Source organism: Pseudomonas pudica (assembly GCF_015680405.1).
GTDB lineage: Bacteria > Pseudomonadota > Gammaproteobacteria > Pseudomonadales > Pseudomonadaceae > Aquipseudomonas > Aquipseudomonas pudica.
Genome location: NZ_JADLJS010000001.1, coordinates 167,866 through 189,870 on the forward strand (window position 1 = coordinate 167,866; position 22,005 = coordinate 189,870).

Annotated in this window: 28 protein-coding genes and 1 tRNA gene; 12 read left to right on the forward strand and 17 right to left on the reverse strand. The window is 57.9% G+C overall.

Going from position 1 to position 22,005, the window contains the following annotated elements; genetic code table 11:
* Positions 1-233 precede the first annotated feature (233 nt).
* On the forward strand, positions 234-431 hold the full coding sequence (gene csrA / locus IRZ77_RS00785) for a carbon storage regulator CsrA (RefSeq protein ID WP_004375914.1): 198 nt from the start codon (positions 234-236) through the stop codon (positions 429-431).
* Between the two features lie 45 nt (positions 432-476).
* On the opposite strand, the gene IRZ77_RS00790 is transcribed toward csrA, so the two are convergent.
* The 4 genes from IRZ77_RS00790 to IRZ77_RS00805 are packed head-to-tail and all read right to left on the reverse strand — an operon-like array spanning position 477 to position 3,769.
* Complete coding sequence (locus tag IRZ77_RS00790; protein WP_046614972.1) at positions 477-830, reverse strand: response regulator; 354 nt, start codon at positions 828-830, stop codon at positions 477-479.
* 11 nt (positions 831-841) lie between these two features.
* The gene (locus tag IRZ77_RS00795; RefSeq protein WP_196172673.1) at positions 842-2,287 is read right to left on the reverse strand and encodes an ATPase domain-containing protein; all 1,446 of its coding nucleotides are present in this window, start codon (positions 2,285-2,287) and stop codon (positions 842-844) included.
* 6 nt (positions 2,288-2,293) lie between these two features.
* Positions 2,294-3,451: a two-component system sensor histidine kinase NtrB gene (locus IRZ77_RS00800; RefSeq protein WP_046614970.1), complete on the reverse strand. Its 1,158-nt coding sequence runs from the start codon at positions 3,449-3,451 to the stop codon at positions 2,294-2,296.
* 42 nt (positions 3,452-3,493) lie between these two features.
* Positions 3,494-3,769, reverse strand: a complete 276-nt coding sequence (locus IRZ77_RS00805) for a hypothetical protein (RefSeq protein ID WP_046614969.1) — start codon at positions 3,767-3,769, stop codon at positions 3,494-3,496.
* Positions 3,770-3,967: 198 nt separating this feature from the next.
* On the opposite strand from IRZ77_RS00805, the gene IRZ77_RS00810 reads away from it, so the two are divergent.
* Together IRZ77_RS00810 and IRZ77_RS00815 are read left to right on the forward strand one after the other, a co-directional pair.
* Positions 3,968-4,052, forward strand: a tRNA-Leu gene (locus tag IRZ77_RS00810).
* A gap of 103 nt (positions 4,053-4,155) precedes the next feature.
* A complete protein-coding gene (locus IRZ77_RS00815) occupies positions 4,156-4,569 on the forward strand; it encodes a DoxX family protein (RefSeq protein WP_046614921.1) in 414 nt (137 codons plus the stop codon).
* Between the two features lies 1 nt (position 4,570).
* Here IRZ77_RS00815 and IRZ77_RS00820 read toward each other — a convergent pair whose 3' ends face one another.
* Positions 4,571-4,768: a hypothetical protein gene (locus IRZ77_RS00820; RefSeq protein WP_046614920.1), complete on the reverse strand. Its 198-nt coding sequence runs from the start codon at positions 4,766-4,768 to the stop codon at positions 4,571-4,573.
* Between the two features lie 261 nt (positions 4,769-5,029).
* On the opposite strand from IRZ77_RS00820, the gene IRZ77_RS00825 reads away from it, so the two are divergent.
* The 3 genes from IRZ77_RS00825 to IRZ77_RS00835 all read left to right on the forward strand — a co-directional run bounded on the left by IRZ77_RS00825 (position 5,030) and on the right by IRZ77_RS00835 (position 7,551).
* Positions 5,030-5,704: a polysaccharide lyase family 7 protein gene (locus IRZ77_RS00825; RefSeq protein WP_046614919.1), complete on the forward strand. Its 675-nt coding sequence runs from the start codon at positions 5,030-5,032 to the stop codon at positions 5,702-5,704.
* Positions 5,705-6,086: 382 nt separating this feature from the next.
* The gene (adhP, locus tag IRZ77_RS00830) at positions 6,087-7,097 is read left to right on the forward strand and encodes an alcohol dehydrogenase AdhP (RefSeq protein WP_196172675.1); all 1,011 of its coding nucleotides are present in this window, start codon (positions 6,087-6,089) and stop codon (positions 7,095-7,097) included.
* 217 nt (positions 7,098-7,314) lie between these two features.
* Positions 7,315-7,551 (forward strand): hypothetical protein, encoded by a 237-nt coding sequence (locus IRZ77_RS00835; protein WP_046614917.1) that lies wholly within the window; start codon positions 7,315-7,317, stop codon positions 7,549-7,551.
* 65 nt (positions 7,552-7,616) lie between these two features.
* Here the strand turns inward: IRZ77_RS00835 and IRZ77_RS00840 are convergent, their stop codons facing one another.
* The 3 genes from IRZ77_RS00840 to IRZ77_RS00850 all read right to left on the reverse strand — a co-directional run bounded on the left by IRZ77_RS00840 (position 7,617) and on the right by IRZ77_RS00850 (position 9,795).
* Positions 7,617-7,856, reverse strand: coding sequence for a hypothetical protein (locus tag IRZ77_RS00840; RefSeq protein WP_085599316.1), 240 nt, complete (start codon positions 7,854-7,856; stop codon positions 7,617-7,619).
* A 10-nt stretch (positions 7,857-7,866) separates the two neighbouring features.
* Entirely contained in the window at positions 7,867-8,367 is a 501-nt protein-coding gene (locus tag IRZ77_RS00845) for a hypothetical protein (RefSeq protein WP_046614915.1), read from the reverse strand.
* A 213-nt stretch (positions 8,368-8,580) separates the two neighbouring features.
* The gene (locus IRZ77_RS00850) at positions 8,581-9,795 is read right to left on the reverse strand and encodes an aldose 1-epimerase family protein (RefSeq protein ID WP_196172678.1); all 1,215 of its coding nucleotides are present in this window, start codon (positions 9,793-9,795) and stop codon (positions 8,581-8,583) included.
* Positions 9,796-10,013: 218 nt separating this feature from the next.
* On the opposite strand from IRZ77_RS00850, the gene IRZ77_RS00855 reads away from it, so the two are divergent.
* Both IRZ77_RS00855 and IRZ77_RS00860 read left to right on the forward strand, forming a co-directional pair.
* Complete coding sequence (locus tag IRZ77_RS00855; RefSeq protein WP_196172680.1) at positions 10,014-10,907, forward strand: LysR substrate-binding domain-containing protein; 894 nt, start codon at positions 10,014-10,016, stop codon at positions 10,905-10,907.
* A gap of 98 nt (positions 10,908-11,005) precedes the next feature.
* On the forward strand, positions 11,006-11,710 hold the full coding sequence (locus IRZ77_RS00860; protein ID WP_085599320.1) for an SDR family oxidoreductase: 705 nt from the start codon (positions 11,006-11,008) through the stop codon (positions 11,708-11,710).
* Positions 11,711-11,944: 234 nt separating this feature from the next.
* Here the strand turns inward: IRZ77_RS00860 and IRZ77_RS27230 are convergent, their stop codons facing one another.
* The 5 genes from IRZ77_RS27230 to IRZ77_RS00880 form a co-directional block, all read right to left on the reverse strand.
* On the reverse strand, positions 11,945-12,130 hold the full coding sequence (locus IRZ77_RS27230) for a hypothetical protein (protein ID WP_046614911.1): 186 nt from the start codon (positions 12,128-12,130) through the stop codon (positions 11,945-11,947).
* Between the two features lie 590 nt (positions 12,131-12,720).
* Positions 12,721-13,635 carry an AraC family transcriptional regulator gene (locus tag IRZ77_RS00865; RefSeq protein ID WP_046614910.1) on the reverse strand — a complete coding sequence of 305 codons (915 nt, stop codon included), beginning with the start codon at positions 13,633-13,635 and terminating at the stop codon, positions 12,721-12,723.
* A 129-nt stretch (positions 13,636-13,764) separates the two neighbouring features.
* Positions 13,765-14,283, reverse strand: coding sequence for a hypothetical protein (locus IRZ77_RS00870; protein WP_052970518.1), 519 nt, complete (start codon positions 14,281-14,283; stop codon positions 13,765-13,767).
* A 248-nt stretch (positions 14,284-14,531) separates the two neighbouring features.
* The gene (locus IRZ77_RS00875) at positions 14,532-15,455 is read right to left on the reverse strand and encodes an NADP-dependent oxidoreductase (protein ID WP_196172681.1); all 924 of its coding nucleotides are present in this window, start codon (positions 15,453-15,455) and stop codon (positions 14,532-14,534) included.
* A gap of 58 nt (positions 15,456-15,513) precedes the next feature.
* The gene (locus IRZ77_RS00880) at positions 15,514-15,945 is read right to left on the reverse strand and encodes a DoxX family protein (protein WP_012314978.1); all 432 of its coding nucleotides are present in this window, start codon (positions 15,943-15,945) and stop codon (positions 15,514-15,516) included.
* A 295-nt stretch (positions 15,946-16,240) separates the two neighbouring features.
* Here IRZ77_RS00880 and IRZ77_RS00885 point away from each other — a divergent pair, with 295 nt between their 5' ends.
* The 3 genes from IRZ77_RS00885 to IRZ77_RS00895 all read left to right on the forward strand — a co-directional run bounded on the left by IRZ77_RS00885 (position 16,241) and on the right by IRZ77_RS00895 (position 18,368).
* On the forward strand, positions 16,241-16,978 hold the full coding sequence (locus tag IRZ77_RS00885; protein WP_046614907.1) for an SDR family oxidoreductase: 738 nt from the start codon (positions 16,241-16,243) through the stop codon (positions 16,976-16,978).
* Positions 16,979-17,005: 27 nt separating this feature from the next.
* Positions 17,006-17,260: an Atu4866 domain-containing protein gene (locus IRZ77_RS00890; protein WP_046614906.1), complete on the forward strand. Its 255-nt coding sequence runs from the start codon at positions 17,006-17,008 to the stop codon at positions 17,258-17,260.
* Positions 17,261-17,468: 208 nt separating this feature from the next.
* On the forward strand, positions 17,469-18,368 hold the full coding sequence (locus IRZ77_RS00895; protein ID WP_135002294.1) for an AraC family transcriptional regulator: 900 nt from the start codon (positions 17,469-17,471) through the stop codon (positions 18,366-18,368).
* A 17-nt stretch (positions 18,369-18,385) separates the two neighbouring features.
* Here IRZ77_RS00895 and IRZ77_RS00900 read toward each other — a convergent pair whose 3' ends face one another.
* The 4 genes from IRZ77_RS00900 to IRZ77_RS00915 all read right to left on the reverse strand — a co-directional run bounded on the left by IRZ77_RS00900 (position 18,386) and on the right by IRZ77_RS00915 (position 21,391).
* Complete coding sequence (locus IRZ77_RS00900; protein ID WP_196172682.1) at positions 18,386-18,943, reverse strand: flavin reductase family protein; 558 nt, start codon at positions 18,941-18,943, stop codon at positions 18,386-18,388.
* Positions 18,944-19,022: 79 nt separating this feature from the next.
* Entirely contained in the window at positions 19,023-19,784 is a 762-nt protein-coding gene (locus IRZ77_RS00905) for an SDR family NAD(P)-dependent oxidoreductase (RefSeq protein WP_027609281.1), read from the reverse strand.
* A 132-nt stretch (positions 19,785-19,916) separates the two neighbouring features.
* Entirely contained in the window at positions 19,917-20,333 is a 417-nt protein-coding gene (locus IRZ77_RS00910; RefSeq protein WP_046614903.1) for a nuclear transport factor 2 family protein, read from the reverse strand.
* 152 nt (positions 20,334-20,485) lie between these two features.
* Entirely contained in the window at positions 20,486-21,391 is a 906-nt protein-coding gene (locus tag IRZ77_RS00915) for a LysR family transcriptional regulator (RefSeq protein WP_196172683.1), read from the reverse strand.
* 116 nt (positions 21,392-21,507) lie between these two features.
* Here IRZ77_RS00915 and IRZ77_RS00920 point away from each other — a divergent pair, with 116 nt between their 5' ends.
* Complete coding sequence (locus tag IRZ77_RS00920; RefSeq protein WP_052970517.1) at positions 21,508-21,999, forward strand: hypothetical protein; 492 nt, start codon at positions 21,508-21,510, stop codon at positions 21,997-21,999.
* Positions 22,000-22,005: the final 6 nt, after the last annotated feature.

Genomic DNA, 22,005 nt, shown 5'->3' on the forward strand with positions numbered 1-22,005 from the left:
ATGCGAAGAAATTTCCCATTGGCCGCCAAGCACCCTATTCTTGCCACCGAGCACCTTGGCCGACAAACCGCTGGCGGTTTGCTTCGGCACCTGCGACTGAAGACACGCAACAGAATTTGTCTGTCGGGGAATTACTATCCGCCGAAAGCGTCTTTAATGAGAAGGAAGAGGGACAAGCTCCCGCCGCCGTGGCAACTAGCCCGACGGACTTTTACATCACCAAGGAGAACTACATGCTGATACTCACCCGCAAGGTTGGCGAAAGCATCGTCATCAACGATGACATCAAAGTCACCATTCTGGGCGTCAAAGGGATGCAGGTGAGGATCGGGATCGATGCACCGAAAGATGTCCAGGTCCATCGCGAAGAGATCTTCAAACGTATCCAGGCCGGCAGCCCCGCGCCGGAAAAGCACGACGACTCGCACTGAGCGACCTGCCTCAAGCCGCACGGACGCGCTTGATCGCCCCACGCCTCAGGTGCCCAGCAGTTCGTGCACCTTGGCGATCATACAGTCCATGTCGAACGGTTTGTCGAACACCGCGGCGAACAGTTGCGGGCATCCCTGGTTGGCCTGCGCGCCACTCATGAGGATGACCGGCAACTTGCTCAAGGCAGGGTCTTCACGCATCGAGCGCACCAATTCCTCACCGTTGAGCACCGGCATCATGTAGTCGGTGATGACCAGCTGAACGCGCTTTTCCTTCAGTGCCTCCAGCGCCTTGCGGCCGTTGCTCGCCTTTTCCACCAGAAAACCTTCGTCCTCCAGGGCGTAACCGAGGATGTCGGCAATCAGGTACTCGTCATCGACGATCAGGATGGTGTTCATCGCCCGCCCCGTCACCCGCCCCCCTGCGGCACCGGCGTTCCCGAGAGCACACCGCAGGCGCCTTCGAACGCCTTGCGCAGGGTAATGCCCTGCGGCCCGATCAGCAGCTCGTGCAAGGCAGGGTCATGGTGGCTGTCACGCACCTTCAGGATCGACAGCATGCGCCGCAGCTGCGAATCCAACTCGACGAAGCGCATCAGCATCAGGTTGTCGACGATACTCGACAGGTCCGGGGCCGGAGCGCTGATTTCCGCTCCGAAGATGTCGCGCATTTCCCAGGTCAGCATCACGCTGACATTGCGCGCGCGCAGCTCGCCAACCAGGGCGCGGAAAAACGCATTGAGCCGCGCCGGGTCGGTGGCCAGGCGGCTGAACGCCCCCAGGCTGTCGATCAGCACACGCTTGCTGCCTTGCGCCGCGACCCGCTCGAGCAGACGTGCACCGACCTGGTCCAGCAGGCCCTCGGTGGTCGGCTGCCAGCACAGCTGCAGGCTGCCACCCTGCTCCATGGCTGCAAAATCGTAACCCAGCGACGAAGCCTTGATTCGCAGGCGTTCCGGCGTTTCGTAGAAGCCGAAATGCAGCCCCGGCGCCTGTGGGCTACTGGCGCCGAGAAAGGCAAGGCCCAATGACGTCTTGCCAATACCCGAAGGCCCGATAAGCAAGCTGACCGAGCCCGTGGCCAGCCCGCCACCGAGCATCTCATCCAGGGTCTCCACCCCGCTACCGACGCGCTCCAGTATGGCGCTGCCCATATGGCTGGGGTGGCTGAACAGCGACTCCAGGCGCGGGTATACGTGCATGCCATCTCCATCGATGAGACATTCATGGCGCCCCGACAACGCCGCACTGCCCCGCGTCTTGCGCAGCTGGATATGGCGCACGGCGCGGCTACCGAACAGTTGCTCGCCCAGTTCGATAACACCGTCGACCATGGTGTGCTCCGGGCTGCCTTCTTCCAGCCGGGCGCTGGTCAGCAGCAGCACGGTACAACCGGCAAAGGCCGCATGGCCCTGTAGTTCGGAGACGAACTTCTTGGTGTCCAGCGCGGTTTCCGCACGCACCCGGGCATTGAGCACGCCATCGACAATCAGCAGGCTGGCCTGCTGACGGGCGATTTCCTGGCGCAGCAGCCGTACCACGGCGTCCAGGCCTTCCTGCTCCAGAGCATCGAAGGCACTGACGAACTGGATCGGGTCGCCGACCAGCGCCGGGTCGAAGAACTCCAGAGTCGCCAGGTACTGGAACAGCCGCTCGTGCGACTCGCTCAGCAAGGTCGCCACCAGCACCCTGCCACCGCCGCGCACATGCCCGCAGGCCAGCTGGTTGGCGAGGATGGTCTTGCCCGCCCCCGGCGGACCCTGGATGATGTAGGACGCGCCAGCCACCAGGCCACCCTGGAGCAACGCATCGAGCCCATCGATCCCCGTCACCAGCCGCCTGAGTGCCTGTGCCATGGTGTTCTACCTGTCGAGTTGGCTTTCCGTCCGCTGATAGATTGGCAAGTAAAGCTGCATGCAAGTTCCCCGGCCGGGCTCACTGTCGACGCAAATGGCACCACCGCTCTGCCTGGCAAAACCATACACCTGGCTAAGGCCCAGGCCAGTCCCCTTGCCAAAGGGCTTTGTAGTGAAAAACGGTTCGAAGATCCGCGGCAGCACCGCTGGCGCGATGCCCTCACCGCTGTCTTCCACCTCGAAACGCACAAACCCGCCGTGCAGGCCTTCCACCTCGCCTGCCAGTTCGACCACATCGACGGTCAACCCGATCCGGCCCTGCCCCGGGATGGCATCGCGAGCATTGAACAACAGATTGAGCAGCACCATCTGCAATTGACCGGCATCTACCTCGATCAGGGGCAGGTCCGGTTGCAACACCACCTCCAGGTCAATCGAACCAGGCAGCGCATGCTCCAGTAGACCACGGGTGGCGGCAATAAGGTTCGCCGGGGCGACGCAAGCCACATCAAGCTTGCGGTGGCGGGCAAAGCTGAGCAACTGCTGGGTCAGTTCGGTGCCCCGCTGCCCTGCATCCAGAATATGCTGCAGCATGCGCTGGGCGCGTACCGGGTCCTGGGTGGTCAGCGCCAGGCGCGCCGAGCTGATGATGATGGTCAGCAGGTTGTTGAAGTCATGTGCCAGGCCACCGGTCAACTGGCCGAGGGCCTCCAGCTTCTGCGCCTGGAACAGCTGAGCGCGCACCGCATCCAGTTGCAGCGCCGACTCGCGCCGGTCGGTGATGTCCCGGGTCACCTTGGCCAGGCCGACGACCTGGCCCTGGTCATCGCGGATCACATCCAGCGCGGCCAGCGCCCAGAACTGCGTGCCATCCTTACGTACACGCCAGCCTTCATCCTGCGCCACGCCCTGCTCCAGCGCCTGGCGCAGCAAGCGCTCCGGGCGGCCTTCGGTGCAATCCTGCGGGGTGAAGAACAACGAGAAATGCTTGCCGATCACTTCATCGGCACGATACCCCTTGATGCGTTGCGCACCTGCGTTCCACGACACCACATGGCCGGACGGGTCGAGCATGTAGATGGCGTAATCCACTACCGACTGAACCAGCTGTTCATAGCGGTGTGCAGGCATGACGGGGTGGTCGAGACAATCAGCTGAAACCATGCGAGCTCCACCGGTACGGCAGGACGGAAGATAGGGCGAGGTTCAACGCTGTGGCTCAACCAGCACCGGGCTGATGCGCCGCGGCATCGCCACTTTCAGCAGCCACAGGCCAACAAGCAGGATAAACCCGCCACCGGCCAGGGCCATCAGCCGCTGCGATTGAGGGTGTTCTGCATCGAGCCCCAGCAGCAGCAGGTAACCGCCAAGACTGATCAGGCTGAGGTAGAGAAACGCCCCCAACACGACTACCAGCACGAACAACAGTCGCCAGAACAGCCGCGGGCGCACGATACGCTCGGAAGCACTGGACTGAATCATCACCACACTCTTGGATCCAATAGAGGGCAACAGTGGCGTAATGACAGCAAGGTGTCAATTGCCCATTCGATCGACCCTTCATTCTGTTGATCATAGGCGCTGTGGTTGACTCAACTATAACAATGGGTTATAAAGCGCGCTTGATTGCGAAGCCCTTCTGCTTAGAAGCGAGCTGGTCGTTACGACCCCTTCATGCGTGCGAGTGTGGTGGAATTGGTATACACAGCAGACTTAAAATCTGTCGGCGTGAGCCTTGCGGGTTCGAGTCCCGCCACTCGCACCAAATTCCTTGCGAAGGCGCCCTTGCGGCGCCTTTTTGCTGCCCGCCGGCAATCCTTTGCGCAGCTGCTAGAGTGGTGCTTGTACCCGCCCACTGGAACGCCGCCATGCGCTACTCCCTTTTCGATAGTCAACGCGACATCCTTATCCTGATTGCCCGCGTGCTGCTGGTGATCCTGTTCGTCTTGTCTGGCTGGGGCAAGCTGACCGGGTTCGAAGGCACGGTCGGCTACATGACTTCACTGGGCGCCCCTGCCCCCATGCTGGCAGCGGCAGTTGCCGTGCTCATGGAGTTCGTCGTCGGCATCCTGCTGATCCTCGGTTTCTACACCCGACCGCTGGCCTTCCTGCTTGCGCTTTTCGTACTGGGTACGGCGCTGCTGGGCCACCCGTTCTGGAACATGGTCGACCCTGAGCGCAGCGCCAACATGACGCAGTTCCTGAAAAACCTCAGCATCATGGGTGGCCTGCTGATGCTGGCAGTGAGCGGCCCAGGGCGTTTTTCGGTAGACGGGCGCTGAGTCAGTCGTCTTCGCAGTCGTCGAACCAGGCTGGGTGATCGCGCTCCTCGTCATCGAGGTCATCCAGCGTTTCCTCGTCCTCCTCGACCTCATCCTCGGCGCCCTGGGCATCCGCTTCTGGCTCCGAATCGTCGTAGAGGAATTCGTGGTCAAGCAGGTGATCGTGCTCGGGTTCGTGCAAGTCGTCTTCGTCGTGCATGCTGGCTCCTGGGCTGGTGGCAGGCTTGTATAGGCTGATCGGCTGCGCAGGTCAATGCGTTACCACTTAATGCTCGGTTAACCGGCCGGGTCCACTCTGCTGGCTCTCCCTTCAAACGTTGCTTGCCCGCCTCCCATGGCGGGCTTTTTTATCCCCTTGGGTTTTCCCTTCGTCCAGCCTTGGCAAATCACAGTGAACTGCGCCCATGCTGGCCAGGCTCGCAAATGATGCAGGACCTGTCGTTTTTCAAGGAGAAAGACCATGGCTGTATATATCGACAACCTCATCATCACCACCCCCGTGCCTAAGTCCGCGACCAACCCGGTAGCCCTGGAGTTGACCGGTGCCCAGGCGCTGGCGACCCTGCCTGAAGTCATCGCCCGCCTGAGTGACGGCTCGATCCGCATGACCGCCCCCACCAAGGGCGCATCCAGCAAGAGTACCCACCGTACCCGCTGCGAGTGGAAGGAGCCGGCGTACTGGGCGCTGAACAGCGGCGCCCGGCACCGCAATTACCAGACCATGACACTGAAGAAAGTGAACTTTGCGCAAAAGGTGGTGATTGCCCAGATGCACGTCAAAGACGACGACAACCCGCCCATCAAGGTGTTCTGGAACAAGGGCAAGATCACCGTGGGCTTCCGGACCGACTTCAACCAGACGGCCACGAGCAGCAGCACGGTGCTGGCCGACGTACCGCTCGGCGCCCGTTTCGATGTGAGCATCGACGTGACGAACAACGGCGCCTGCACGGTCAGTGCAAGCTGCAACGGCCGTATTGGCAGCACATCGCCCCTGCAATTGGGTGCGACCTGGGCAACGCGCACGCTCAACTTCCATGGTGGGGTATACAACCAGGTGGACTACACCGCCGACACGCCTGCCGAGGACGGTTCGGTGTGCGTCATCAGCCAACTGGAACTGAGCCATGCATGACAAGCTCATGACCTGACCTTCACGAAATACTGACATCCGGGTGGGCACACTGACCCTGCTCCGTATGTTCTTGCAGCCCGCCGCATTATTGCCGCGGGCTTTTCTTTTTGTGGCGAGCCTTACGCAGAACCCTGTAGGAGCGGCCTTGTGTCGCGAAAGGGCTGCAAAGCAGCCCCAACAACTTATGCGCCACCGCTGAAATCCCGGGGCCGCTCTGCGGCCCTTTCGCGATACAAGGCCGCTGCTGCAAGTGCCCGCGCAGGGCAGGTACCTGCTGCGTCCAAGCCTCCCATCCAAGACCATGACCTGAAGCAGCTTTACCCCACCAGGCGAGGGCTATGCTAACCCCGCCGATATCATTCAGATAGACACGGAGGCTCCTATGAAAGCTGCTGTTGTTGCACCAGGCCGTCGCGTGGATGTGGTGGAGAAAACCCTGCGCCCCCTCGAGCACGGTGAAGCGCTGCTGAAGATGCAATGCTGCGGTGTCTGCCACACCGACCTGCACGTGAAAAATGGCGACTTCGGTGACAAGACCGGTGTGGTGCTAGGCCACGAAGGCATCGGTGTGGTCCAGGAAATTGGACCAGGCGTCACCTCGCTCAAGCCGGGCGACCGCGCCAGCGTGGCCTGGTTCTACCAGGGCTGCGGGCATTGCGAGTATTGCACCAGCGGCAACGAAACCCTGTGCCGCGAGGTGAAGAACTCCGGCTACACCGTGGACGGCGGCATGGCCGAAGCCTGCATCGTCAAGGCCGACTACTCGGTAAAAGTGCCCGACGGTCTCGACTCCGCTGCCGCCAGCAGCATTACCTGCGCTGGCGTGACCACCTACAAGGCGGTGAAGATCTCCAACATCCGCCCCGGCCAATGGATCGCCATCTACGGCCTCGGCGGCCTGGGCAACCTTGCCCTGCAATATGCCAAGAACGTCTTCAACGCCAAAGTGATCGCCATCGACGTCAACGAAGAGCAACTGCGCTTCGCCAGCGAGATGGGCGCTGACCTGGTCATAAACTCACGCACCGAGGATGCCGCCAAGGTCATCCAGGCCAAGACCGGTGGCGCCCATGCCGCCGTGGTTACCGCCGTTGCCAAGGCTGCCTTCAACTCGGCGGTTGATGCCCTGCGTGCGGGGGGCCGCCTGGTTGCGGTCGGCCTGCCGTCGGAAGCGATGAACCTGAACATTCCTCGCCTGGTGCTGGACGGTATCGAAGTGATCGGCTCGCTGGTCGGTACCCGGCAGGACCTGCAGGAAGCTTTCCAGTTTGCGGCGGAAGGGAAAGTGGTGCCGAAGGTGACCCTGCGGCCGATCGAGGATATCAACCAGATCTTCGAAGAAATGCTGGAGGGCAAGATCAAAGGGCGGATGGTGATTCAGTTCGAAGGGTGATGGCTCAAGTGCGCTGGCTGTTGGCGCAGCGCACGCTACCCTGTTGCATTCAAGCGCAGGCGGTCAGAATGGCTTCCGGCCCCTTGTAAAGCGAACCAATGGGCATGTCTTGGGCTCTGGTTTCGGGTAAGCGCTATGCTTCATATACGGTTTTATCCAAGTCGTGGCTTGCAGTTGCTTCGCAAGCAGAAACCGGCTAGCACATCGGGGTCAACATATGAGCATCCGCAGCTTGGCGAAAAACCTCCCGCCCGACCCGGGCAATGACGGCTGGGTACTTGGCTGGGGTGTGCTGAGAGACCGGCATCCTTGGCATTTCGTCGATGTGTTTGCCGACCAGAACACGGCCAGGGCCGAGGCGGAGCGCCGCGGGGTTGGCTATGTTGTGGAGTTCGGCTCGCACCGCCTGGGATCGGATGAATTCGTTTGCGGGATATCCCCGCCTGAAGGCTAGCGTGTACCGGGTTCATTTCCGGTCTGAACACTGGCCAGCCGGCACACTACAGCACCTCCTTGTCTTCACATGTCCGTGAACCGCCGCCGCGTCAGGAACAGTACTACGCCCAACGGCACAGCTAGCAACATCAGCAGCTCCAAGTCAAAACCCAGGAACTGCTGCTGGCCGACGTTGAAGATCCCGATCAAGCCTGCTGCAAGTAGTACCAAACCCAGCCACTTGCGCAGCAGGTATGGTTTTAGAAACTGAACGAGGATCGCGCCCAGAATCATCAAGGCGACCGTTTGCAGGATGTAGGGCATGTGCAATTCCTCAGACCTTGATGACCAGCGTCACGCCGGAGTGCTGTGGGCCAATCCCGCCATGGACCTCTCCCTCGATACTGATCAGCACATCACCTGCATGCAAGCTAGGCAACGCCCCTTTCAAGTACCAGTTCATACCTGCGGTCACGACTGCACCCGAAGCCCAGCCAATGACCGGGCCTCCCAACCCACCCACCTTCCCGGCAACACCACCTGAGGCCGCAGCGACCCCCTTTGCGACGTTGCCTCGCACGGTGTTGATGGCGTCAGCCTGCTGCCGGGTCAGGGGATTGGAAATGCGGACTGTCAGCAGACATGGCAAATTTCGGGCCTGCATCCGGTCGTACATATCGACGACCATGCTGTTGACTTGATAATGGGCGCGTTTCGCTTCACCAAAGTGCAGCTCACGCAGGCGGCCTCGATCGCTTTCCATGAGTGTGATTTTCGAGAGGCTGAAGACGATCCCTTCATCCGTTTTGTACTGCGTGGTCGTCTCCACCTTCATGCGCGTATCCATTCGTGCAAAAGAGGGGGATTTTCTACAAGCGATGGGCGGGATGCAAATGGTCTTTTGGTGGGTTCTTTCTGCTACGGATCGAAAGCAGCCTTCGAGCTAAGCCATGAAGTCAACAACTTGATAGATCTGCGAAATCGATGTGACCAGACATGAACATCTGGCCGATGCTTAGCAACATCGGCCGACATGCCCAAGTCGGCGTTACCCCTCGGTCAGATCAACCAATGGCGTCTGCCGCACCTCGGTTTCGCGCCCTCCTTGTATCTCGCCAACCTGCTTCAAGGCCTTGTCCACTGCAACCTTGTCCGCCAACAAGCTGTAGCTGATGTGGAACTGCCTGTGTTCCTTCGGTCCGATTGTCGGCACCAGCTTCAGTGGCCGCTGGTAACGGCGGTTGTAGGAAAAACTCGTTCCCGGCTCGAGCCCGGTCACATAGCCCTGACCTTGGGTATCGGTATTTTTCCACAGCGAGAATACAGGCAGCGTCCGAGTATTGAAGCCGACCGAAACGCCCAGATTGCCAGCTTTGTCATGTAACACGGCCAATGTATTGCCCTGGTCATCGGCATACGGCACCACGTTATAAACCGTTTCGTCATAGTCCTTGGTGGGCGCTCGGTAGGTTTGCCAATCGGCCAGATCTTCCCTTGCCTTGTCGTTGAACGGCGACACCTGTTTCACTGGCGCGGCAAACCGAGCGCCCTGGTCCAGAAACGGGGTACTGAAGTTACTGTGATACAGCGCCTGGTATTCCTTCGGATAATCGCCGTTGTTGGTCAGGGTGTCGTTGAGGGCGAACATCACGCTGCCCGGTTCGGTGACCAATTCGGTCACGACGGAGAAGTCGACCTTCTTGAACGCCTGCTCTTTCAGTTCGCCACGCAGGCTGATGGCGTACGGTGGTTTCTCATCGATGTGTAGGGTGACTTTGTTCGCAGGTATGTTGGCAGCCCTACCATGCAGGGTCAGCAGTTCCCCATTGTCGACGCCTGGGTGGCCGACCCATTCGTAACCGCAGCGGGCGACCAGTTCGTTGAAGCCCTCCAGCCAGCCAAGGCCATTGCGCCCATTGAGCTCGATGAAGGACGGGTTGACCACTTCCTTGACCGGCGAATCCCAGCCCATGCGCACATTACCGACCGACGCCTGCAAGACGTTCATTCCACGGGTCGGCACTACCGAAAGTTTCATCGTGCCGTTATCGATGTCGACGATGCTGACACCCTCTTGCCGGCCTCCGTGCAAAGTGCGCAAGGTAACGCTGAAGGGCTTGTCGGTTTTTACGCCAAGTTGCTGGCTGCTGATCTGCCAGTTCTGGGCGGCTTTGTCGGTGTCGAGCAGAACGTAATCCCAGGCCATGGTGTGGGAGGTTGCGGACAGGGCGGCGAGAGCAACGAAGAATTTGAGAAGGGGCATGACAGGGGGCCTTTCTTGGAGTTGTTCCCCTTTATAGACACGAAGAAACGTTTCAGCAAGCTAACCAAAGAGATGCTTTCGATTGGCACGGGTTTCTTTAGCTATTTTCAGGGAGTAGCCTCGGCACAGTGAATCCTTCGGGCCCGATCAGGTTATCAACCGTGTGAAGGCATCAGAGAAACAGAAAAATTGCCAAACTCGATAGAATCTTCATTGCCATGCCAGACGGTTTCCCTGACTTGCCCTCGCTGAACGCGTTGCGTGTTTTTGAAGTGGTGGCTCGCCGCTTGAACTTCCGTGTGGCTGCCGAGGAACTGGGCGTGACCCAGGCAGCAGTTGCCCAGCAGATACGCGGATTGGAGGCGAGCCTGGATCTGCGTTTGTTTGAACGCCTGCCCCGTGGCTTGGCGTTGACCGATGCGGGCCTGAGCTATAGCGGAAGCATTCGCAGTGCGCTGGCCATGATCGACGAGGCAACACGCCTGCTTCGGCCACAGACTTCTCACCTGACAGTCAGCGTTACACCTACCTTCGCCTCGAAATGGCTGATTCCCAGGCTCGGCAATTTTGCGCAGAGTCATCCAGACATCGATTTGCGTGTGCTGGCAACCGATCGGCTGTCGCACTTCAGCAACGATGGTGTGGATATCGCTGTCCGCTATGGCAACCCCGAGTTCGGAGCGGGTTTGAATAGCGAGCTGCTGATGGAGCAGCGTATCGTTGCGGTGGCCAGCCCAAGGCTGTTCGAAGGCAACGAAATACCTGCCAGCTTTGCGCAGTTGCAGGACTTCGTCATGTTGCACGATGCCCATAATTTCTGGCCTCAGTTCCTTGCAGAGCTGTTCCCGCATCACCTGCAACCCACAGCCAGAAATCTGCGCTTCAATCAAACCTCATTGGCCATTGAAGCGGCAATCAGTGGCCAGGGCATTGCCTTGGCCAGCCCTGCGTTCGTCGGTGATGACATTGCCGCAGGTCGACTGATGCAGGTTTTTACCCAACAACTCAGGGTCGACAAGTCGTTTTATCTGGTCTGGCCACGCAAGATGAAACAGCCGGACTCATTGAGCGTGGTCCAACACTGGCTCAAGCAGCAAGCTGTCGATAGTTAATCTATCGCAATAGTAAAGTTTAGCTGTCTCCCTCACCAATGGGGCTGCTGCTAAGGTGAATGCACCTGAAAAATCAGCATTGAAAGATTGGAGGCAGCATGTCAGTAGAAAAAGTTGCGATTATAACGGCAGGTGGCAGCGGCATGGGCGCAGCTGCAGCACGACGCCTGGCCGCCGACGGCTTCAAGGTTGGGATTCTCTCCTCTTCGGGCAAGGGCGAGGCGTTGGCTGCCGAACTCGGCGGTATTGGTGTAACGGGTAGCAACCAGTCGGTTGAAGACCTGCAACGCCTGGTCGACGCTGTCGTGGAGAAGTGGGGCCGTATCGATGTGCTGGTCAATAGCGCCGGCCATGGTCCACGCGCGCCAATCCTGGAAATCAGCGACGAGGATTGGCACAAGGGTATGGATACTTACCTGCTCAATGTCATTCGCCCGACTCGCCTGGTGACGCCTTACATGCAGCGTCAGAAGAACGGAGTGATCATCAACATCTCCACCGCCTGGGCGTTCGAACCCAGCGAGCTGTTCCCGACTTCTGCGGTATTCCGCTCGGGCCTTGCCGCGTTCACCAAGATCTTCGCCGACAATTTCGCCGGCGATAACGTGCGCATAAACAACGTCCTACCTGGGTGGATCGACAGCTTGCCGAGCACCGAGCAACGCCGCGACAGCGTGCCGCTCAAGCGCTACGGCACCAGCGAAGAAATCGCTGCGACCATTGCGTTCCTTGCTAGCGAAGGCGCGGCCTACATCACCGGGCAGAACATCAGGGTCGATGGCGGCGTAACACGCAGCATTTGATAGTCCGTGGTCGCAGCGCTGCTGCGGCCTGCACCTGTGGCGAATGGACTGTGGGCAACGAGATCCGGGCGTGCATGGGGCCGGCGCCCCCTGCTTCTGCCCTCTTCGAAAGGGAGGGTTGTCGTCACGGTCTCTTAAAGTACCAGTAAGGCTTTGGTATAGCTCTCCGGGCATTGCGAAGACCTGCGCCCTTGGTGTTCGCAATGGTCCAACCGAGCAGTGCATTTGGACGCGCTATCGCTTGTAGGTGGGCTTGGCCGTGTGAGGACTGGTCCAAACGACCTTCGGCTTGCTCGCTAGCACTCCGCTGACGCCAGAAGGAACGCTTTCAATCTGGCCGCCCAGCTTGATGAACAACTCGGTCTGTTCATTCAAACGCTCATGGGCACGCTGCGTCTCGGGGGATATGGCCTGGTGCATAAAGCTACCTCAAAGTGAGAAGCCGCAGAGCACGGCTACGTGGTCACTATACAAGGATTTGGCTGTATCCGTTTGAATTGCGACAAGGTGCTCGAAAATGCCAGCATAATGAACACTAATTTCCGCATGTTTGGCTTAGAAAGCCACGAACCTAACGATCCGCCGATGGCAACACAAACGAAAGTTCGGCAGTTCCAGTTCCGCGGTAATCGACCGAAGGCAGCGTCGGAGATTAGGACATCAGCCTCGTCAGCTGGCCGCTCGGGCACTCCAAGGAGGAAATCTGTATTTTTACGTAAGGTGCTGACCGCGCTAGTTTTACCGGAACTTGCTTTCTTTGCCTGGTTGTTTGGCCATCCGTAAGAGACGATAACGATGCGGGCCCACCAGCGCTTTGGCGAGCTGCAAAACCTCTCCCCGGCGTTTTGCCAACCTAATCAAAACCCCTCTCAGATTCAGACTCATCAAGCGCCCATAGCCTAGCCGCGTCAGCAATTTCGAGCATGTCGATAGCGGCCGAAAAGGTGCTGCAGCGCCTTATGCTCGGCGTCCGCCATCAGGGTTATTTTAGCCAAGCCTTCAGTAGCACCTTACCCGAGAGAGCGAAGCTTCGCGATATCTCGGCTCGGTGGGGCCCCAAACATCCGGCTGTATTCACGGCTGAACTGTGAGAGACTTTCATAGCCCACCTTGAATCCGGCTGTAGATACATCCAGACCCTCTGAGATCATCAACCTGCGTGCATGCTGCAGGCGAAGTTGTTTTTGATACTGCAAAGGACTCATGGCGGTGACAGCCTTGAATCGATGGTGAAGCGTCGAGTTACTCAGATTGACATAGCTCGCTAGCTCATCAATGTGCAACGGCTGTGCATAATTGTTGTTCAGCCATTCAATGGCCCGAGTGACGCGATGGGTCTGGCTATCGGTTATGGCTATCTCATGTAAACGCTGACCCTGCTGGCCTTTGAGCAGTCGGTAGAAAATTTCTCTTAGTGCTAGCGGCGCCAACGCTGGGATATCCGATGGCACATCCAACAGACGTACCAATCGCAGCATTGCATCGAGCAAGGAGCTATCGATCTTATCCAGATATAGCCCTCGGTGGGGGTGTTGGCTCGGCACGCCGACAGGGCTGACGTCTGCGATCAGCTGAGCGATTTCTGCCGGATCGATATCCAGGCGGATGCAGAAATAGGGCTGTTCTGAGGATGCCTCTGTCACTTGACCCGCTAGAGGCAGGGTTACCGAGACGACCAGATAGTTCAAAGGGTCGTAGACATAGCTTTCTTCCCACAACTGCACCTGTTTACGGCCCTGCACAACGATGCATAGCCCCGGCTTATGGACAGTATGGATCACGTCGGTTGGAGTATCACTGCGTATGAAATGCAGCGGAGCAATTCCCGTCTGAAACACGCCATAGGTGGGAGCATAACGAAGCATGGTTGATGCCAGCTCGGCCCTCAGACGCGTCAGCTCTTCGTCCCTATCATCCACTGCCATTACCTCCCATTAGGCTGGTTCTATTGCAAAGAATAAATTGGCCCGCTGCTTTTTGGGTAGATGCTAATGGTCTCCCTTCAAATGCAAGAGCCCGGCGGGCCGGGCTCTCGATAGGAAGGGCTATATGCGTCAGGCATTGGTGGTACGATCCACATCGACTTTAGCCACTCTACGGGCATTAAGACGTTCCGCACCATCTTCAGCCACACGGCGGTCATTCAGGCGATCAGCACCACCCTCAGCCTGACGGCGGTCATTCAGGCGATCCGAACCATCCTCGGCCATGCGTCGGTCATTCAGGCGATCAGCACCACCCTCAGCCACACGGCGGTCATTCAGGCGATCAGCACCGTCCTCAGCCACACGGCGGTCATTCAGGCGATCGGCACCACCCTCAGCCATGCGGCGGTCATTCAGGCGATCCGAACCATCCTCGGCCGTGCGCCGGTCATTCAGGCGATCAGCACCACCCTCAGCCACACGGCGGTCATTGAGACGATCCGCTCCACCCTCCACCACAAGGGGAGCCATCACTTCTTTGCAGGTCTGATTGGTCCAACGGCCAATTTCTTTGGCCGGCAGTGCCATCGAACTTGCACTGAGAGCAGATAAGGCAATTCCAATCATCATTGAATGTACAGTTTTCATGACAGCGACTCCGTAATTTGCGATGGATTCGTTGCCGGTTTTTCAGTGCAAAGCGTGACGTGGATTCCTGTTTGTTGCAGGCTAGGTCGCTCTGATGGCCGGCGGCAGAAGCGGGCTCGCTTTCTGCTTGGGCTCAGATTACGGCGGCGATAAGCAGGCCGTTATTTGGTTCCTGCGAGGCTTTTGCATATTCCTGCGCAGGGCTGCTTTCTGGCGGATTCACTCGAGCGCAGGGCCTTCGAGGTTAATCACCGATTCACATCGAACACCAGTTTGCCGCGAGTATGTCCTCCCCGGCTTAGCATCAAAGCCTCAGCCGCGTTGGAAAGCGGAACGACCTCAACCTCGACGTGGAGCTTCTTCTCAGCAAACAATTTCGCTATCTCCGCTAACTGGCGCCCGTCCGACCGGGTTGCGAAGTTTTTGCCCACTACGCCGTACTCAAGAGCTTTCTGCACGTTGGGCGTGCTGACAGGCGAGACTAATACCCCACCGCGTTTGATCACCCCCCAGGAGCGATCCTGAGTTTCTCCGCCGATCAGATCAATGACGGTATCGACATCGCTGACGAGGTTCTCGAACTGTTGTGCGGTGTAATCCATGAACTGATGGGCGCCGAGTGATCGGAGGTAGTCTCGGTTTCTGGTCGAGCCCGTTGCCACTACATGAGCGCCGACCAGCCGTGCTAACTGGACCGCGAAACTACCCACCCCGCCTGCGGCACCGTGAATCAAAACAGTCTGGCCTGGCTGGATTTCGGCTTGTTCGTGCAGCGCCTGCCAAGCAGTAAGCGCTGCGGCAGGAATTCCACCGGCGTGAACAAGTGATAGCCCATCGGGTTTGTGCGCAAGCCTGTCGGGCGTTGCAAGAGCCTGAGTGGCGTAACCACCGACTATTCCAATGAATCCGAACACCTCATCACCCACAGCGTATTCATGAATATTCTTTCCAACTGCTGCAATGGTGCCAGCAACCTCGACACCCGGTGTGTAGGGGAAGGACATTGGGATGAACTGCTTCATGGCCCCCGAGAGAATCTTCCAGTCGATCGGATTGATTCCGCTCCCGGCAACGTCAATCAGAACCTGGTCATCGTTGGGCACCAGCTCTTCAAGCTCTATCAGCTCAAGCCGCTCAACCTGACCGTACTCTGCCACTTGTATAGCTTTCATGAACTTCCCCGTCTGTAGGTAATGGTTTATCTAGTCGATAGTTGCCAGCGCGCGTCAGTTACTGGCGACGCGCGTCCAAGCTGAAGCGGCCTGCGCCGTAGGCCACGATCTGCAACAAACCGCCGGCCATCGCGATGTTCTTGAAGAAGTGAATGAATTGATTTTGATCGGCCAGAGCGCTGTGGAAGATCACCGCAGTGAGGACACTGAAAAGCGCCAAAACTGCTGCGACAACACGGGTTTTATAGCCGGCGATCAGAGCAACACCGCCGGCTATTTCCACAAGGATGGCAAGCGTCAGCGCTAAGGAAGGAAACGGCAGACCAACTGAACTGATGTAGCCGATCATCATGGCCGGCGCGCTTACCTTGGATACGCCTGAGAGGATGAAGATCGCGCTCAGAAAAACGCGTCCTACTAGTGCGGCGGCACCAGCTGTTGCAGCCGAAGGATGAGAGACTGAGCTTGAAATGGTGGCGGCGTGAGGCATGGCATACGTTCCTTGATATAAGCATTCCGGAATGGAACGCTGGTATGAGTAAGTTTGGAACAGCCTCACATAGCTGAATAGACGCCTAATTTCGTTGTTTACGTTCGATGAAATCGACAAGCATGTTTGCTTTTTGCCCGCTGTCATTGCATGGCCTCAAACGCCGACCGCTTACGCAGGATCGTGCATGTTGACCGGAGGAATCGGATAACCCAGCCCAGCCAAGGCTTCTTACTCTTGCTTCACCACCTGCCTGCCGGCGGTGGCCCCTTAAGCCAGAAACAGGAGTACGAAAATGCACGGCATCGAACAAAAAGTCATCGTCATCACCGGCGCCAGCAGTGGTATCGGCGAAGCGACAGCCCGCCTGCTTGCCAGCAAAGGCGCTCGCGTGGTCCTGGGCGCCCGCCGCACCGATCGCCTGGAAACTCTGGCCAGGGAGATTCGTTCAGCAGGCGGTGTCGCTGATGTCCTGGCGCTGGATGTCACCAACCTGGATGACATGCAGTCCTTTATCGACTTCGCTATCGAACTGCACGGACGCGTCGACGTGCTGATCAACAATGCCGGCGTCATGCCGCTTTCGAAACTCGAAGCGCTCAAGGTAGATGAGTGGAATCGGATGATCGATGTGAACATTCGCGGCGTCCTGCACGGCATTGCCGCAACTCTGCCGCTCATGCAAGAACAGCGTGCCGGTCAGATCATCAATATTGCCTCGATTGGAGCCTACGCCGTGAGCCCGACCGCTGCGGTGTACTGCGCTACCAAATATGCCGTACGGGCCATTTCCGAAGGTTTGCGCCAGGAGGTGGGGGGGGACATCCGGGTCACCGTCATTGCCCCAGGCGTCACCGAGTCCGAACTGGCCGACAGCATTTCCGATGAGGGCGGGCGAACCGAGATGCGCGAGTTCCGCAAGATCGCGATTCCAGCCTCGGCGATTGCCCGGGCGATCGCCTACGCCGTAGAACAGCCTGCAGATGTCGATGTCAGCGAACTGATCGTGCGTCCAACCGCAAGTCCATTCTGAATGTTTGGTCGACAGCGAGGAAATGCCATGGGTGAACCACTTGGAGAGCAGGATAAATACGTTGGCATGTGGGTGACGGCTGACGGTCGCATTCGCCATGAGCTCCTGCCTGGCGGCCGCTATGACGAAGCCCGCGGAGAGCAACAAAGCGCGTACCAAGGTCGATACTGGCTAGAGGGTGATCACATCGAGTATGTGGATGACAGCGGATTTACTGCCGACGGGGAGTTTCGTAGCAACGTGCTGTATCACGCAGGGATGATTCTATATCCCGAGCGTTGAAGGCCCGGCCGGAATGGAGACATTCCGGCTTTTTTTCGACCTTTACCTTTCAGAACACGCATCCAGAGCGGGTTCTTTACATCCCCAAACGGGTCCGCGATGGGCCTTCACCATTGAAAGCCTAGGCTTGAACTTCAAGTCCACCCTGTGAGACCAATGCCCGAGGTGGCTCGTTTGAGCACGCGTACTGACTGAGGTGACAATTCCCATGGATGTCATAGAGCGGACTTCAGCCCATGGTTTGGAGGCTTACATTCGGGGTGAGCGGCTTGCCGCCTCGGACGTCCTGGCCGATAGGGATATGTTGGTGCAGATCTTCAACCGGGAGCGTAACGAAGAGAGCTTTATCGTGCCCGCCGTAGCTGAGCCCTTGCTCGTGTGGATCATCTCCGGGAATGCTGCCGTTCAGGAGCGTGAGCTTGATGGCGACTGGCAATGTAGCCAGGTGTCCAAAGGTGATTTCTTCCTGACTACCTCGGCACAGCCTTACGAGATGCGCTGGCACGTAGACGGTGTAGAACCATTTGAAGTCATGCATATCTACCTCGGCATCCCGCTTTTGGAAAAAGCCATCCATGAGGTCTTGGGCGGGTCTGTGGAAGCGGTTCGACTACGTGAAGTCTCAGGCGGGCGTGACGATGGGTTGTCCGTTCTATTGGAGCAAGTTCGCCTGGAGCTGACGGGGCACAGGGCCAGTCCACTTTATCTGCAGGGTCTGGCCCAGTGCATCGCCATTCACCTTGCCCGCAGCTACCTAGACAGCTCAGCGGACGATATCGTGCGCCGCAACGCATTGCCTGCTTACAAGCTGCGCCGCGTGCTGTCGGCGATGGAGGCGAATCTGGCTGAGGAATTCAATCTCGGGCACTTGGCCGAAATAGCTGGGATGAGCGAGTACCACTTCAGCCGGCTGTTCAAAAAAGCCGCTGGTTATTCTCCGTCGCAGTTCTTTATCAGACTGAGGATGGCAAGAGCCCGGCAGCTCCTGGTCGAAACGGATCGGAGCGTGATCGATATAGGCTTGGAGATCGGATACAGCAGCCCAAGCCATTTTTCGCAGGTGTTCAAACGTGAGGTTGGCATCACGCCCACTCAATACCGTAAATAGTGAGTGGGCTATGCCAGTCAGAGGTTCTGGGGACGGAATAGCTGGCGAAAGTCCAAGGTTTCTCCAGCCACCATGAATTGACCGCCTCCCCTGTAGTGCAGCGTTCTAGGCTGCTCCACGGAGCGATCTACGTGCGCTTTGACGACTTCCCAGATGAACAAACCGTAATCGCCAATCAGCTTCGAATCGTACAGCTGGCATTCGAAGCTGGCATAACATTCGGCTATCAGCGGCGCTGCAACCCGCGTCGCCGCTGTCGCGGTAAGTCCGAAATTACCAAACTTGTCCACGTCAGTGCCCGTACTGTTTCCCACCGCGACCACCTGGTCCGCCAGCTCCAGAGTGGGTACGTTGATCACGCATTGCTGGCTGTTGCGAATCAGTTCATAGCTATGGTTCCCCGACCAGATGTAGCAGCCAAAAAGGGCTGGATCGAATTGCATCATCATGTGCCAGCCCATGGTCATGATGTTGCTTTCGCCGTTCCAGGCTGAGGTCACGAGCACGATGGGCCCGGTTTCCAGATGCTGGCGAACGTCGATGAGGGGAAAGTCGGATTTTCGAAGTGCGGTCATGACGCCTCCGCTGAAAAGGTCTGCTAGCAAGGAAACGCGTTGTGCTGCCAATTCAGCACAACGCGGACGAGGCGAAGGATTAACCTACCGGGACACTCATGCCGCCATCGGCCATGACCACCGAACCGACAATGAAGCTGGCGCGCTCGGAAGCCAGGAAAGAGACAATCTCGGCAATCTCTTCCGGTGCTGCAGCTCGACCGATCGGCGCGGACTTGCCATGCTCTTGCAGGAACCCACGACCGTCTTCCATGAAATGGTTCAAAAGGTTGGTAACCACATCTCCCACGCCAATGGCATTGACCCGAATGCCATGCTCAATTGCTTCCAGTGCCTGGGTACGAGTCAACTGTGCTAATGCGCCTTTGGACGCGGTATAGGCCGCGATACCGGGAAATGCGAAGTAGGACGCGTACGAGGCGATGTTCACGATCGCGCCGCTCTTGTTCTTCATCATCTCCTTCATCGCCTCTCGGGAATGAAGAAACGCCCCCGTCACGTTGGTTTGCATCTGCCATTCCCAATCTTCACGGGTCATTTCGACGAGGGGCTTGTATAGGATGCGACCGGCGTTATTGACCAGGACGTCCAGCTTGCCAAACTTCTCTACCGCCAACGCCACCGCTTGCTCGGCAGAACCGTCAACGGTGATATCGGCGACGAAAGGAACCAGGCCGGGACGCTCAAGGGCGTTGACTTTCGGGTCGATATCCTCGGCAATGACTTTCGCTCCACGGCTGTGAAGGAGCTCGGCGATGGCCTTCCCGATGCCGCTAGCCGCGCCGGTTACCAGCACCACTTTGCCTGCCACTTCGTTTGGGGTTGGGATGAAGTCAGTCATTTTGATGTCTCCAAGTCAGGAATTGGTTGTCGCTTTCGACGGTGCCAATTTCTCTCTTTTTGACATGCGACTCCTTGGCGACCTTGCTTTGCCTGTCGGAGTTTTGCTTCTTTCGTGCACTCGGCTGCGCCGCTAGCCTGGCATCACCACGGGGGAGTCCAAGGCGTAAGCCGCCTGGACAGGATCGAAGTACTCACGAATATGCGTCAGCTTACCCTCACGAACGCTAACGAAAACGACATATTCTTGCGAGTAGGGTTTACCCGTCTCAGTGATGATCCCCTGTGCCTTGACTTGCGCGACGGCGGTTAGTGGATCAGTGAATTGTTGAATACGTAGATTGTGGAATTGAAACGACTCCACCGCTCCGACAAACCATCCGACATGATTGAGCACTTGCTCGCGGCCGACCAGCTTCTCCGGGTGACCGAGACTCGGGGCAAAAGGCAGCTCCCAGACGATGTCCGGAGCGAGTAGGGATTTCCACTTTTCATGGTCATCAACAAACATTTCGAAATGGTGGTGGAGAAGCTCGGCTGCTGAACACATAAGTTCACCTTTGTAGCACCGGAGTCTTGCGATTATTGAGGCCCAGGCACCGAAGGTGCGCGTGTCTGGTCTATGAGCAACACCCTAACAGGGGCTTAGCTGGCTAAAAACCAGAAGAATATCGAACGGTTAATACGACTTATTCGACAAGTCTAGAGAGCTTCGGCTTGCTGGCCGAAGCGTTTGATGAGCCATAGCCCAGCCGGCCCAGGCGGCGAATCAGTCCGGTAGATAGCGTCAAACGCGTAAGAGCCGCCTTTGCAATCAGGAAGATCGAGATGGATAAGGTGTCCCGCATTGAGGTCCGCTTGGACCATAGGTAAGGGCATGTTGCCCCAGCCAATGCCCTCCTTGAGGAGCATGTGTTTTGCGCCTAAGTCAGCGAGCCGCCATGTACGGGGGCTCACTACGGCAAAATCTCTGTCCCCGGTAAGCGGTGAGCGGTCTGACAAAACCAATTGGATGTGATTTCTTGCCGCACCAGGCTCGTTGCGGCTGGCGAGGGCAAGTGGGTGCGCCGGGGCTGCAACGGGTACTAACTCAACACTCCCTACACCGACACGCTCAAGGCCATCCCTTCCCGGGTCCAGGGGGCCACTGATCCCAATGCCGGCTTTTTTCTCAAGTACTAATTGCGTGACCGCACCGAGCGCTTCCATGTGTAGATGCAAAGCCACGGTGGGAAACACCTGTCTAAAAGTCCTGAGCGCATCGACCACCCGCTCCGCTGGCAGCATTACATCCAAAGCAAGATGCACCTCTGCTTCGAGACCGTGCAGCAGTCCAGACACCTTCGATCGCAGTCCGTTGACTCCGTTGATGATGGTTCGTGCTTCGGCCAACACTGTACGGCCAGCCTCTGTCAGCTGTGGTTTACGTGTCGTCTTGCGGTCAAAAAGTGATACGCCGAGCTGCATCTCCAGATTGGAAATGGCATAGCTCACCACTGACGTTGCACGATGCAATTTCCTTGCAGCGCCAGCGAAGCTTCCCACTTCTACGACCGTCAGGAGAACTTTCAGCTGGTCTAGAGTTGGTGTGCCAGGATCTGAGATCATTTTACCAGCTCGGGCATATTGGATTGAGGCATGCTATTTGGGGCGCGTCACTATGTCGACAGGTGAGTCGATCCTCGGCCGATTATGTTTGAAGCGCCTGTCGTTCTACTGAAGCCATGAGCGACAGCTATGGGGCGAAAGCGGACAGTCGCAAAGGCCAGCAGTTCTACGGCTTCGCTATCCATTGCCGGCTAATTGCCGCAGCCTACCTCCAGACGCTGAACAACCTGCCCCAGGAGCTGTGGCAAATGGAAGAAATGGAAACAATCCTCGCCCCAGGCGGCAGATTCGCGGTCAAGGTCGCCGCCTGGGAAGCGCGCAACAGCCAATGGGTGTATGTGCCCTCGCTCCTTGATAGGCAAACCCAGGCGGTCATTTTTGCATTCGCCGACCCTCGTTGGTCCATGGATCAGGCCACCTGGCGCAGTCATGCGACGGTTCATTTCGTGCTCCGGAAATTTCCGGGCGATCACCATCCGGCGACACTGGAGCTATTGGTGAATTGCGCCAATCAGACTGCGGTCGTGGTGGCAGGCACCGAACACAAGCTGGCCGAGATCGAGCAAGTACTGGAGGCCGCATTCGAGAAAAAACCAAGTGCGTCCTGACCCGAC